The sequence below is a fragment of the Nonomuraea sp. NPDC049750 genome (genome assembly GCF_040659625.1).
Taxonomy (GTDB): domain Bacteria; phylum Actinomycetota; class Actinomycetes; order Streptosporangiales; family Streptosporangiaceae; genus Nonomuraea.
The window spans coordinates 211257-223457 of the sequence record NZ_JBFANB010000001.1; the positions used below are offsets into that span (position 1 = coordinate 211257).

The window sequence follows — 12201 nt, forward strand, 5'->3', positions numbered from 1 at the left end:
CGTCACAGCGTCATCCGCATCGCCTGGTCGAAGTCCGCCGCCGCCTGCTCGGGCGTCTTCTTGCCGAAGGCCACCGCGTCGGCCGCGTCGGTCAGCGCCTTGGCCATTTCGTTCCACACCGGCGTCTGCGGGCCGAAGTCGGCGTACGGGGCCGCGTCCGCCATGATGTCCAGCGCCTTCTGGTCGGCGCCCGACAACTTCTCCCAGCCCTTGACCGGAGTGAGGATGCTGGCGTCCTTGAGCTGCTTGGCCGCGACGTCTTGGCGCTGGAGGTAGTCGACGAAGTGCCAGGCGGTGTACGGCAGCTTCGACTGCTTGGCCACCGCCCAGCCCCAGGTGTAGGCCGGGGCGACCGGCTTGCCCGCGTCCCAGCGCGGCATCGGGGCGATGTCGAAGACGTCGCCGAAGGTCAGCTTGGGATTCAGCGTGGGGAACAGGTCCATCGCGAACAGCCCGGAGACCAGCATGGCCGCCTCACCGGTGGCGAACAGCCCGAAGCCGGACAGCGGGCTCGACAGCTTCGGGTTGCCCAGGCTCCCGTAGTAACGCAGCGCCTCGACCCCCGCGTCGGTGGCCAGCGTCGCCTTGCCCGCGTCGGGGCTGAGTATCGTGCCGCCCTTCCCCTTGACCAGAGCGAGCAGCTGCATCAGCGTCCACTGCGGATTGCCCAGGATCCACTGCAGGCCCACCTTCTTGCCGTCGGCCGAGGTCAGCCGCTTGCTGTATTCGGCGACCTCTTCCCAGGTGGTGGGCGGCTTGTCCGGATCGAGGCCGGCTGCCGCGAACCTGTCCTTGCGGTAGTAGAGGTAGCAGATCGTGTAGTCGGTGGGGACGCCGTAGAGCCTGCCCTCGTACGACAGTGAGCTGATCGCGTGCTCGTCGTAGTCCTGGACCAGCGCCTTCTCGTCGGCCACGCCCATGGCCTTGGGGATGATCGGGGCCAGCCGGCCCTTGCGCGCGTGACCCGGGATGGTCCAGCCGCCGATCCTGAACAGGTCCGGCGGCACGTCACCGGCGAAGGCGGTCAGCAGCTTGGCGTCGAGCTTGTCCACGGGCACGTAGAGCGGGGTGATGTCGACACCGCCGAACTCCTGCATGTAGCTGCGCAACAGCGGGGTGAACACCGCGTCGTACGCCTTGGTCTGGTGCAGCCAGACGGAGATCTTCCCTCGCGGCACCCCGTCGGCGGGCACCGAGGCCACCGGATCGGCGGAGCCGCAGGCGGCCAGCAGGCCGGACGCCGTGGTCAGCGCGGCGGTCTTGAGCAAGTTGCGCCGGGTCATCATGGACATGCTCAACCTCCGGAACGGCGATGCCGTCCAGGTAGATGACTGTTTTGGGGGGTGTTACTGGCCCATCAGGGCGTTCTTGGCGTCGTTGAGCTCCACGGAGAACACGGCGAAGTCGCCGCGCGCGTGGCGGATGGTGTATTCGAGCGCGACACCGCTCTCGGTGCACGTGTTGCGGGCGGTCGCGAGCAGGGCTGCGGCCATGGGGACATGCAGCAGCTGGGCGAGCCGGTAGTCGGCGTTGACCGCGCCGATCGTCTCCCTGCCGCTCGCGGGGGACAGTCCGTACTTCACCCGCAGCAGGTCATAGAGCGAACCGGTCAGATCCTCGTCGAGGATGCCGGGCACCAGCTCGGCGGGCAGGTGGGCGCTCTCCAGCATGCAGGGCGCGCCTTCGAGCAGCCGCAGCCGCTCGACGAAGACGACCTGCTCCGTCTCCCGGACACCGAGCGCCACGGCGACCTCGGCGCCCGCCGGCTGCAGATGGGCCTTGAGCACCTGCGTCGTCGGCCTGCGGCCGAGCCGCGCCATCGTCTCGGTGAAGCCGACCGGGCCCGCGCCCAGCTCGGGGGCCACGGCCAGCGGCGCGGTGTAGGTGCCGCTGCCCTGCCTGGCCACCAGCAGGCCCTCCTGCACCAGGTCGCCGATCGCCCGGCGGGCCGTCGCCCGGCTCACGCCCGCGTACGCCATGAGGTCCTTCTCGGCGGGGATGGGCGTGTCGGGCTCGCAGTCGCGGATGGCCGCCCTGAGGCGCTCGCGCAGTTGGTAGTAGAGCGGCACCACGGCTGACGGGTCGAGGGCCAGCCGGCGTTCCCAGTCGGTCATACGCTCACGTCCTAAGTTGTACGGACGACCGTATCTTTTCCGCTCGACCCGGATGGTGTCAACCACTCGTTGTGTATCGTGCTGAGGTCGAGCGCCGGTGGAGGATCTGTGCGGGGCGTCATGTGTACGGTGATCTGCGCGTCTCTCGTGCTGGGCGGCGGCGACTCCCGGCCCCACGAGGGCGGCTCCCGGCCCGCCGCGAGCTCGCCGAGCACCGCCACCCCGGTCGGCTTCAGCGCGGCCAAGGTCGACTTCAACCGTGACGGCTTCGAGGACTACGCGGTCTCAGCCCCGGCGGGCACGGTCGGCCACATCCTCAAAGCCGGATATACCGCCATCTTGTATGGCGCGGCCAGTGGCGTCGATCCCGCCCGGCGCCGGATCCTGCACCTCGACAGCTCCAACGTGGCCGGCGATCCCGTGGCCGGTGACGCGTTCGGGGCCCGCACCGCCGCCGGTGACTTCGACGCCGACGGCTACACCGATCTGGCGGTCAGCTCGTACAACCCCTTCGAGCTGGACCGGCGGTTCGTCACCCTGCTGTGGGGCGGCAAGGACGGGCTGGCGCTGGGCACTCCGCTGGTCGACCCCCCGCGCACCGACGTCCCGCCGGACCTGGTCGACCGGACCGAGGGCCGGGAGCTGGCGGTCGGTGACTTCGACGGCGACGGCAAGGACGACCTGGCCGCCACCAGCGAGCGGGGGCTGGTGAATGTCTTCCACGGCCCGTTCCCGCGTGACGGCCGCCCGGCCCGCAAGGTCGTCCTTGACGGGACCTACGAGCAGCCGACCAGGCTGGTCGCCGGCGACCTGACCGGCGACGGCAAGGACGACCTGGTCACCACGCACGCCTGGGAGGAGACGGCCGAGCCGTCCCTGTTCTGGAAGGGCGGTCCGCAGGGGCTCGCCGGGCGGCCGAGGCGGCTGGACGCGGCCGCCACCGGAGCCGTGGGCGACCTCGACGGCGACCACTACGGCGACCTGGTGCTGCGCGTCATCCCCAGCGGCTTCGTCGACACCCTGAAGGCCGACAAGGGCACCATCAAGGTCCTGTACGGCTCGCCGGACGGTCCCGGCCGCCGTACCCGCACTCTCACCCAGGACACCCCCGGCGTGCCGGGGAGCGGCGCGCGAGGTGACCAGTTCGGCTTCGACCTGGCCGCCGGGGACGTGGACGGCGACGGGTACTCCGACATCGCCGCGGGTGTACCCGGCAAGACCGGCGGCGGCGCCGTGCTGCTGCTCAGAGGCGGCAAGAGCGGCCCGGCCGGGGCACGACTGTTCACCCAGGCCAGTCCGGGCGTTCCGGGGACCGCCGAGGACGGGGACCGGTTCGGCGCCTCCGTCAGCCTGCGCGACCTCAACGGCGACGGCCGGGCCGATCTCGGCGTGGGCGCCCCCGGAGAGGACGGCACAGTCGTGAAGACTGGCGCGGCTTGGGTGCTGCCCGGTTCACCCGGCGGCTTGACCACCGACAGTGCCCTCTCGTTCGACCCGGCCGCCATCCAGGCGTCCGACACGGGCTCCCACCTGGGAATGTGGTCCGCCAAATAGGGCCGTCGAAGGGCTGCCCCGGCGTAGGCGCGGGCCGAAAGATCAGTTTCGGCTGAACCGACTCCCATACCCCCGCGTACCTACTCACGTCCGGACACGTGCCCCAGGAGGTGTCGTGGAGCTCAGCCTTTTGCGAGCGCAGGCGCACAGCCCTTCGTACTTCTCACTGCTGCGCGGATCATCGGGACAGCTTGCCCCGGTGGACTTCTGCATCCCGTGTAACCCTTACTTCCCGACCCCGGAAATATTCGAGCATCTCGGGAGGAACCTGGAGACGATCCTCAAGTTCTATCCGAGCGACGCGGACACGATCACCGCGGAGCTCTGCTCCACCCTCGGGCTCCACCCCAAGACGGTCGCAATGGGAAACGGATCCACCGAGCTGATCACCTGGATCGACCACCTGCTGGTGAAGGAGAGCCTGGCGGTGCCGATCCCCACCTTCGGCCGCTGGACCGACCAGCCGATGGAGACCGGGAAGCGGGTCGACATGTACCCGCTGATGGAGCACCACAACTTCGGCCTCGACGTCAATGACTTCGTGCGCTTCGTACGCATGCGCGGCTCCCGCGTGGCGGTGATCTGCAACCCCAACAACCCCGACGGCGGGTACCTGCCCAAGCACGAGGTCCTGCGCCTGCTCGACCTGCTCATCGACCTGGACCTGGTGATCGTCGACGAGTCGTTCGGCGAGTTCGTGGACGCCGAGCCGTATCCGGGCGTGGCCGCGGAGGCCGCGGTCCGGCCCAACGTGATCGTGCTCCGCAGCCTGGGCAAGAACTTCGGGTTGCACGGCATCCGGTTCGGCTACATGGTCGCCAACCCGGCGCTGGCCGGGAAGGTACGCGACGCGCTGCCCAAGTGGAACCTCAACTCGTTCGCCGAGGTCGTGGTGTTCATGATGAAGCAGTGCCGGCCCGAGTACCAGGAGAGCCTCAGGCGTCTCGGCCAGGACAGGCGGGCGATGTTCCACCAGCTCAGCGCGATGCCGGAGCTGACCGTCTACGCCTCGCAGGGCAACTTCCTGCTGGTGAAGCTGCCCCCGGGGCACGACGGGGTGCCGCTGCGCGACCACCTGCTCTCCGAGCACGGCGTGTACGTCCGCGAGTGCGGCAACAAACTGGGCACGACCAGCCAGTTCCTTCGCCTGGTGGTCCGGCCGCAGGAGGACGTACGGCGATTACTGGTCGGCATGACCCAGTATCTGTACTCCGGCAGCCTGCACGAGATCCCCGTCACCGGCCTGCACCATCGAGCCGTGAACCCGTTGTCCGCCTGACTCACCGGCGGAAACCCCACATTCGTGGTGCCGCGCCCGTCCACCCGGGCGCGGCACCCGGCCCTACCCAGTAAGCCGACTGGACCGAGAAGGGACCACGTCGCGGTGCGCATGAAACGCAAGATCTCCTACACCGCCGCCACGGGCACACTCGCCCTGCTCACGGCGTGCGGCGGCAACGACATGACTGGCCAGGACGGCAGAGCGGGCGGCGCGCTCGGCGCCGCCACGTCGGCCGCGTCACCGTCGGTCGTGTTCAACGACGCCGACGTCATGTTCACGCAGATGATGATCCCGCACCACGAGCAGGCGGTGGAGATGGCCGGCCTGGCGCCGTCCCGCGCGAGCGACATCGAGGTCACGGAGCTCGCCGAGAAGATCAAGGCCTCCCAGGAGCCGGAGATCCAGACCATGAAGGGCTGGCTGACGGCGTGGAACAAGCCCGAGATGTCCAGCCATGTGGGTCATGAGATGCCGGGTCTCATCTCCGAGGAGGCCATGGAGCAGCTCAGGAAGGCCAAGGGCAAGAAGTTCGACAAGCTGTTCGCCCGGCACATGATCGTGCACCACAACGGCGCGATCGAGATGGTCCGTACCCAGGAGGCCGAGGGGGCCGACCCCAAGGTCAAGAAGGTGGCCACGCACATGGCGTCCCACCAGCGGGACGAGGTCGCCCAGCTCCAGACGATCGTCGACCGCCTCTGAGCCGGGCGCTCATCCCACCGGGAAGCGTGCCACCCACCTGCGCTGCCACGGGGTCTCGACCGCCCGCCGGTTGTGGTGCTCCCGTGTCCAGGTGATCGCCTCGTCCGGCGACAGCCCGGACAGTACGGCCAGGCAGGCGATGACGGTGCCGGTACGGCCGACGCCATGTCCGCAGGCCACCTCCACCTGGCGACCGGCCTTGGCCTGCTCGTGCAACGAGCGGATCAGGCCGACCGCGCCGTCGCGGTCGCGCGGCAGCAGGAAGTCCGGCCAGTCGATCCAGTCGTGCGGCCACGACAGCCCGGCCCCGCCACGCCGCCGCAACTTCGAGGTTCCCAGGTAGAGGCCGTAGTCGGGGGCGGGCCCGGTAGGCGGCTCGTCCAACAGGCCACGGCCGCGAACATAGGTTCCATCGGGGAGGCGGATCGCTCCCACAAGCTGCGAGTCGGTCATGCCCCCATTTTTGCCCCTGATCAGCTGACCAGGAAATTGATACCGAGCATGCGGGCTCCCGTCTCGGTCCGCGGCTGGTGACGGCTGCCCGCGGCGAACACCACGTAGCTTCCCTCCCTGTACCGCGTCTCGCCCTCGATCACCTCGCCGCTGAGCACGTAGTAACGCTCCTCCCCCTCGTGTACGTCCACCTCGGGCCACTGCGTACCGGGGGCGAAGTCGATGAGCCAGCCCCGCGCCAGCCCGGTCGCGGTGAGCCGCCTCCTGATGATGCCGGGCGCCACCTCCACCGGCTCCACGTCGTCGATGTGCATTGCCTGCCGGTCCGTTTCCATGCCGCCATCCTGGCTAGCGCGCCGGGCATCCACCCAGTGCCAGAAAAGACGTCATGGAGTACTTTTCTGCCATGTCGTCAGAGCATCGCGTCGTCGCGCTGGCCAGCCCGCCCCAGGCGACGTTCGAGCTGAGCTGCGCCGCCGAGGTGTTCGCCACCGTACGGCCGGGGCTGGCCCACCCCTACGACTTCCGCGTCTGCGCCGAGACGCCGGGACCGCTGCCCACCCTGGCCGGTTACTCGATCACGGTCACCAAGGGCCTGGTCGCGCTGGAGAGCGCCGACACGGTCGTCATCCCCGGCTGGCAGACGCGCACGGCCTCGGGGGCCGTACTAGCCGCGCTCCGCCAGGCGCACCGGCGTGGCGCGCGGATCGCCGCCATCTGCTCCGGCGCGTTCGTTCTGGCGCAGGCCGGGCTGCTGGACGGGCGGCGGGCCACCACCCACTGGCGGCTGGCGGCCGAGCTCGCGGAGCGCTTCCCCGCCGTCCCCGTCGATCCCGACGTGCTCTACGTGGACCATGGCGACGTCGCCACCAGCGCCGGCACCAGCGCGGGGATCGACCTGTGCCTGCACCTCGTACGGACCGACCACGGCGCCGCCTACGCCGCGAAGGTGGCCCGCCACATGGTCATGCCGCCGCACCGGGAGGGCGGGCAGCTCCAGTACGCCATCGCGCCATCGCGTGGCCGGGCGCCCGACTCGCTCGCGCCCCTGCTGGATTGGGCGGCGGAGCGGCTCGGCGAGCCACTGACCGTCGACGACCTGGCGGCCCACGGCGGCGTGTCGACCCGGACGCTGGCCCGGATGTTCACCGCCCAGCTCGGCACCAGCCCCGGGCAGTGGGTGCTCGCCCAGCGGATCGCCGGGGCGCGGGCGCTCCTGGAGGAGACGGACCTGTCCGTGGACGCGATCGCCGCCCGGGTGGGCCTCTCCTCGGCCACGAACCTCCGCCGCCGTTTCAACGACGCCCTGCGCACCACCCCCGCCGCCTACCGGCGCGCCTTCCACCTGCGCACGCGGACCGAGCCACCGTCCGGCCAGGGCCGGGAGCAGCCGCCCGCCATAGCGGGGCAACGTCTCAGGTAGGCGGGCGGCGGAGCAGGCCGGTCCAGGACCGGATCCTGTCTCAGCACGGCCACCTCCAGGTCCCGCAGCGGCTGGCTGGGATGAATGCCCAGCTCGTCGATCAGAGTGCGGCGCAGCCGTTGATAGACGGCCAGCGCCTCACCCTGCCGACCGGCCCGGTACAGCGCGAGCATCAGCTGCGCGTGCACCTGTTCGTGGAGCGGATGCTGCCTGCTCAGGTCCGTCAGCTCGGGGACAAGCTGCCGATCCTGCCCGAGGGCCAGCCGCGCGTCGATGAGGGCGTGGCGCGCCTCCAGCAGCAGTTGCTCCAGCCGCTGGGCCTGCTCGTCGAACCAGGCCAGCCCGGCCAGCTCGGCCAGCGGCGCGCCCCGCCACAACGCCACGGCGGTTCGCAGGCGGTCGGCCCGCACGTCCGGGGCCGCGGACTCCATTCCCTGCCGGATGAGTCGCTCGGCGGTCTGGACGTCGGTGGCCTCCCGCTCGCCGAGGTCCAGCAGGTAACCGGGCCGGCGGGCGGTGATCGCCTCCCGGCGGTCGAGCACGCCGCGCAGGTAGGAGACATGGGACTGCACCGTCGTGGCGGCCGAGGCCGGTGCCGTCGTACCCCAGACCGCCTCGACCAGGAGATCGACACTGACCACGGCACCGGGCCGCAGCGCCAGCGCGGCGAGCACGGCCGTGCGGCGAAGCCCCATCACCCTTCGCGGGATGTCGTCCACCAGCACGTCCACCGGCCCCAACAGTCTCACCCGCATGCCTGTCCCCCTTACGCACCACCAGCCCCCGTCGTCTCATACCCCGTTCCAGCCTGGTTGGAGCTCCATTACAGCCCGTGATGGCACCCTGACGGAGTTTCCACCCAGGAGGGATCAACATGAGGGTGACCGTCAAACCCGGCCTGTCGGCCAGGACACGCATAATCAGGACATTCGCCGGGCTCTTCGCCCTGGTCATGGCCATGGTGGGCCTGGTGGCGACACCGGCCTCCGCCGCCGTCGCCCACACCATCTGCGCGCTCTCCCCGGGGAGCGCGGGCGTGTGGCGCTACGACGACGATGGCACCAGCTGGACACAGATCGGCGGGCCCGCCGGGAGGCTGTACGGCGGCGGCTTCGGCCTGTTCGCCACCTCGCCCGACGGCAGCGGCATCTGGCGCTATCTCCGCTCGCACAACCTCTGGCAGAACGTGGGCGGCCCCGGCCTCACCTGGTCCGTCACCAACAACGCCCTCTACGGCCTCGCTACCGACCGCAGCGGCGTGTACAAGTGGAACGGCGCCGGCACCAGCTGGACCCAGGTCGGCGGCCCGGCCAACTGGCTCTACGGCGGCGGCTTCGGCCTGTTCGCCACCTCCCCGGACCGCAGCGGCATCTGGCGCTACCTGAACTCGCCCCATCTCTGGCAGAACGTGGGCGGCCCCGGCCGGACCTGGTCCGTCACCAACGACGCCCTCTACGGCCTCGCTCCTGACCGCAGCGGCGTGTACAAGTGGGACGGCGCCGGCACCGACTGGACCCAGGTCGGCGGCCCGGCCAACTGGCTGTACGGCGGCGGCTTCGGCCTGTTCGCCACCACCCCGGACCGCGGCAGCATCTGGCGCTACCTCAACACGCCCTACGCCTGGCAGCTCGTCGGCGGCCCAGGCTGGGACTGGGCGGTCACCAACGGTGACATCTACGGCCTGAGCCCTGACCGCAGAGCCGTCTACAAGTGGACCGGCTCGGGCACCAACTGGGTCCAGGTCGGCGGCCCGGCCGAGCAGATCGTCCCCTGCCCGTAACACCGTGCCGCGCCGTATGGGCCGGGGTGACCAGTCACGACAGGTCTCCCCGGCTCGTGTGCGCGGATCCGCGGTCAGTGCCCGGAGCGGTGGATCACCAATCGCCGCCCAGCGCCTCCTTGGCGGCCGCGATGCGGTCCTCGTTACGCCGGTAGAACACCCACTGCTTGATCTTCTTCCCGCGCACCAGCCCCGCCCCGCTGAGCACCTTCAGGTGCCCGCCGCAGGTCGGCTGGCTCACCCCGAGCTTCTCCGCGATGAACAGCGAGCAGACCCCGTCCTCCACCAGGTCACCGTCACGCTGCGGCCGGAAGTGCCGCTCAGGCTCGCGCAGCCACTCGAGGATCAGCAGCCGCTTGTCGTTGGCCAGCGCCTTGACCAGGTCCACATCCAGCACCAGGGCATTGTGGCAATTAGCTAACTAGCTGTCCAGCGGCCGGTCTCGCAGCCGGGCCTTCTGGATCTTGCCCGACCCGGTCCGGGGCAACTCATCCACCCGGTCGAAGTAGCGCGGGATCTTGTACCTGGCCAGCCGCCCGTCGAGGAACTCTCGTAGCTCCTCGGCCGTCACCGCCGCCCCACTGACCACGAACGCCCGCCCGACCTCGCCCCACGTCTCGTCCGGCACTCCGACCACGGCGACCTCGGCCACCGCTGGGTGCTCGAAGAGGACGCTTTCCACCTCCGCCGGATAGACGTTCTCCCCGCCCGAGATGAACATGTCCTTGACCCGGTCCACGATGTACAGGTGCCCCTCGGCGTCGAACGCGCCGATGTCGCCCGAGCGGAGCCAGTCGCCAGACGCGAACGCCGCCGCGGTCGCGGCAGGATTCTGCCAGTAGCCGGGGCTCACGTTGGGCCCCTGGACGAGCACCTCGCCCCGCTCTCCGACTGCGGCGTCGGTGAGATCGGGCCGGACCACGCGTACATCGGCGAAGAACACCGGCACCCCGGCCGAGCCGACCTTGCGCACGCTCTGCCCGGCCTCCAGGAAGGTCGCGCCCGGCGCCGTCTCGGTCAACCCGTAGCCCTGGCAGAACACCAGGCCCCGCTCCTGGTAGACGCGGATGAGCGCGGGCGGGATGGGGGCGCCGCCCGACATCAGATTACGCAGCGAGGAGAGGTCGGCCGTGGCCCAGCGCGGCGACCGGGCGAACGCGGCGAACATCGTGGTGACGCCGAACATCCAGGTGATGCCGTGCTTCTCGATGAGGTCGTAGCACCCGTCCACGTCCCAGGACGGCATGATCACCGAGCAGCCGCCCTTGACGAACGTGGGCAGCAACGTCTGGTTCAGCGCCGCGACGTGGAAGAGCGGCGCGCTGATCAGCGTCATCTCCTCGCTCGTGACATCGACGCCGATCAGCATGTTGTAGGTGTTCCACACCAGGTTGGCGTGGCTGAGCATGGCACCTTTGGGCCGGCCCGTGGTGCCGGAGGTGTAGAGGATGAGCGCGATGTCGTCGAGCCCGACGCGTACGTCGACCGGCGCGGGATCACCCTCGGCGAGAAACGTCTCGTAGTCCGGCACCAGCAAGGGCGGGACCTCGGGGAGCGCCCCGACCACCTCGGCGCACTCGGGCGCGTGGATCAGCACAGACGGCTCGCAGTCGCCCAGCATGTAGGCGATCTCGGGCGCCGCCAGCCGGAAGTTCAGCGGCACGAAGATCCCGCCGAGCAGATGGGTGGCGAACATGGTCTCCGCCAGAGCCGGGTGATTGGGGCCAAGGTAGGCGACCCGGTCCCCCGGCCGCACCCCGGCCGCACGCAGGCGCGCGGCCAGCTTCGTCGTACGCGTGTGCACCTCGGCGTAGGTGACCGCCCGGCCCTCGAAGACGAACGCCGTACGGTCCGGCGTCATCTGGGCCCGGCGAGCCGGCCACCCTCCCACTCCCGCGTTGTTCATGGGCGTACGGCCTCCCGCGTCGGTAAGTCGCCGTGATCGCGAGGCTAGGCAGCACGATCACGCCCGTCAACAGCGTCGGTCGGCAATTTCCCAACCTGAGTCAGAGTTTTGCCGACTGTGACGGATCCGTCTACCCTCTTGCTGTGATGCTCGCCGAAGGAGACGTGCTGACGGCCCGTCCGCAGTCCCTGATGTTCAGCTTTCTCGGCGTCTACGTGCTGGGGCGCGACACCGCCGTCTATTCGGGCAGCGTCATCGACGTCTTCGCCCGGCTCGGCGTCACCGAGGAGGCGGTGCGCTCGACGCTCACCCGCATGGTCAAGCGCAACCTGCTGGCCCGGCATCGTCAGGGGCGCAGGATGTACTTCGGGCTCACCGAGCACGCGGCGGAGGTGCTCGACGACGGGCGCCGCCGGGTCTGGGAGACCGGCGCGGTCAACCGCGACTGGGACGGCGCCTGGACCCTGGTGGGCTTCTCGATCCCCGACAGCCGGCGCAGCACCCGGCACGACCTGCGCTCCCAGCTCATCTGGGCCGGGTTCGGGCTGCTGCAGAGCGGGCTGTGGATCGCGCCGGGCGTCAAGGACGTCGCGGGCATCCTCGCGCCGCTCGAACTCGGCGATCACATCACCGTTCTGACGGCGCGGGCCTTCGAGCCGACCGAGACGGCCGACCTCGTACGCAAGGCGTTCAGCACCGAGCGGATCGCCGCCCGCTACCGGGCCTTCCTCGACCGCTGGGACACCCCGACCCCGCTCCCCTTCGCGGCCGACGACCTGGCCCGGCAGCTCCTCCTGCACACCGACTGGCTGCAGCTGGTCCGCCAGGACCCGCACCTGCCGGCCGAACACCTGCCGGCCGACTGGCCGGCGATCCGGGCCGAGCAGGTGTTCCGCGCCCTGGCCCGCGACTACGCGCCGAGCGCCAGGGCGCTGGCCGACACCGTGCTGGACGAACTGACGCTCACCGCACCGGCCCGCTGACTCT

13 protein-coding genes are annotated in these 12201 nt (G+C 70.2%); 6 read left to right on the forward strand and 7 right to left on the reverse strand.

The genetic code is table 11. From position 1 onward, the window contains the following. Window positions 1-2: 2 nt before the first annotated feature. On the reverse strand, window positions 3-1292 hold the full coding sequence (locus AB0J16_RS00980; RefSeq protein ID WP_358533026.1) for a substrate-binding domain-containing protein: 1290 nt from the start codon (window positions 1290-1292) through the stop codon (window positions 3-5). A gap of 54 nt (window positions 1293-1346) precedes the next feature. Beyond that, the gene (locus AB0J16_RS00985; protein ID WP_358533029.1) at window positions 1347-2114 is read right to left on the reverse strand and encodes a GntR family transcriptional regulator; all 768 of its coding nucleotides are present in this window, start codon (window positions 2112-2114) and stop codon (window positions 1347-1349) included. 108 nt (window positions 2115-2222) lie between these two features. Between AB0J16_RS00985 and AB0J16_RS00990 the strand changes: the two genes are divergently transcribed. The 3 genes from AB0J16_RS00990 to AB0J16_RS01000 all read left to right on the forward strand — a co-directional run bounded on the left by AB0J16_RS00990 (window position 2223) and on the right by AB0J16_RS01000 (window position 5652). Then, complete coding sequence (locus tag AB0J16_RS00990; RefSeq protein WP_358533032.1) at window positions 2223-3668, forward strand: FG-GAP-like repeat-containing protein; 1446 nt, start codon at window positions 2223-2225, stop codon at window positions 3666-3668. 115 nt (window positions 3669-3783) lie between these two features. Then, the gene (locus tag AB0J16_RS00995) at window positions 3784-4947 is read left to right on the forward strand and encodes a histidinol-phosphate transaminase (protein ID WP_358533035.1); all 1164 of its coding nucleotides are present in this window, start codon (window positions 3784-3786) and stop codon (window positions 4945-4947) included. 111 nt (window positions 4948-5058) lie between these two features. Next, window positions 5059-5652 carry a DUF305 domain-containing protein gene (locus AB0J16_RS01000; RefSeq protein WP_358533038.1) on the forward strand — a complete coding sequence of 198 codons (594 nt, stop codon included), beginning with the start codon at window positions 5059-5061 and terminating at the stop codon, window positions 5650-5652. A 9-nt stretch (window positions 5653-5661) separates the two neighbouring features. On the opposite strand, the gene AB0J16_RS01005 is transcribed toward AB0J16_RS01000, so the two are convergent. After that, window positions 5662-6105 (reverse strand): protein-tyrosine phosphatase family protein, encoded by a 444-nt coding sequence (locus AB0J16_RS01005; RefSeq protein ID WP_358533041.1) that lies wholly within the window; start codon window positions 6103-6105, stop codon window positions 5662-5664. Between the two features lie 20 nt (window positions 6106-6125). Continuing rightward, window positions 6126-6440 (reverse strand): cupin domain-containing protein, encoded by a 315-nt coding sequence (locus AB0J16_RS01010; protein ID WP_358533044.1) that lies wholly within the window; start codon window positions 6438-6440, stop codon window positions 6126-6128. A gap of 71 nt (window positions 6441-6511) precedes the next feature. Here AB0J16_RS01010 and AB0J16_RS01015 point away from each other — a divergent pair, with 71 nt between their 5' ends. Continuing rightward, entirely contained in the window at window positions 6512-7528 is a 1017-nt protein-coding gene (locus tag AB0J16_RS01015; RefSeq protein WP_358533047.1) for a helix-turn-helix domain-containing protein, read from the forward strand. On the opposite strand, the gene AB0J16_RS01020 is transcribed toward AB0J16_RS01015, so the two are convergent. After that, window positions 7432-8283, reverse strand: coding sequence for an AfsR/SARP family transcriptional regulator (locus tag AB0J16_RS01020; protein ID WP_358533049.1), 852 nt, complete (start codon window positions 8281-8283; stop codon window positions 7432-7434). The genes AB0J16_RS01015 and AB0J16_RS01020 overlap by 97 nt on opposite strands. 119 nt (window positions 8284-8402) lie before the next feature. Between AB0J16_RS01020 and AB0J16_RS01025 the strand changes: the two genes are divergently transcribed. After that, window positions 8403-9308 carry a hypothetical protein gene (locus tag AB0J16_RS01025; protein WP_358533052.1) on the forward strand — a complete coding sequence of 302 codons (906 nt, stop codon included), beginning with the start codon at window positions 8403-8405 and terminating at the stop codon, window positions 9306-9308. 94 nt (window positions 9309-9402) lie between these two features. Here AB0J16_RS01025 and AB0J16_RS01030 read toward each other — a convergent pair whose 3' ends face one another. Further along, window positions 9403-9705 (reverse strand): metalloregulator ArsR/SmtB family transcription factor, encoded by a 303-nt coding sequence (locus tag AB0J16_RS01030; RefSeq protein WP_357939213.1) that lies wholly within the window; start codon window positions 9703-9705, stop codon window positions 9403-9405. Between the two features lie 24 nt (window positions 9706-9729). Further along, the gene (locus AB0J16_RS01035) at window positions 9730-11214 is read right to left on the reverse strand and encodes a long-chain fatty acid--CoA ligase (protein WP_358533055.1); all 1485 of its coding nucleotides are present in this window, start codon (window positions 11212-11214) and stop codon (window positions 9730-9732) included. Between the two features lie 146 nt (window positions 11215-11360). On the opposite strand from AB0J16_RS01035, the gene AB0J16_RS01040 reads away from it, so the two are divergent. Next, window positions 11361-12197 carry a PaaX family transcriptional regulator C-terminal domain-containing protein gene (locus AB0J16_RS01040; RefSeq protein ID WP_358534800.1) on the forward strand — a complete coding sequence of 279 codons (837 nt, stop codon included), beginning with the start codon at window positions 11361-11363 and terminating at the stop codon, window positions 12195-12197. Window positions 12198-12201: the final 4 nt, after the last annotated feature.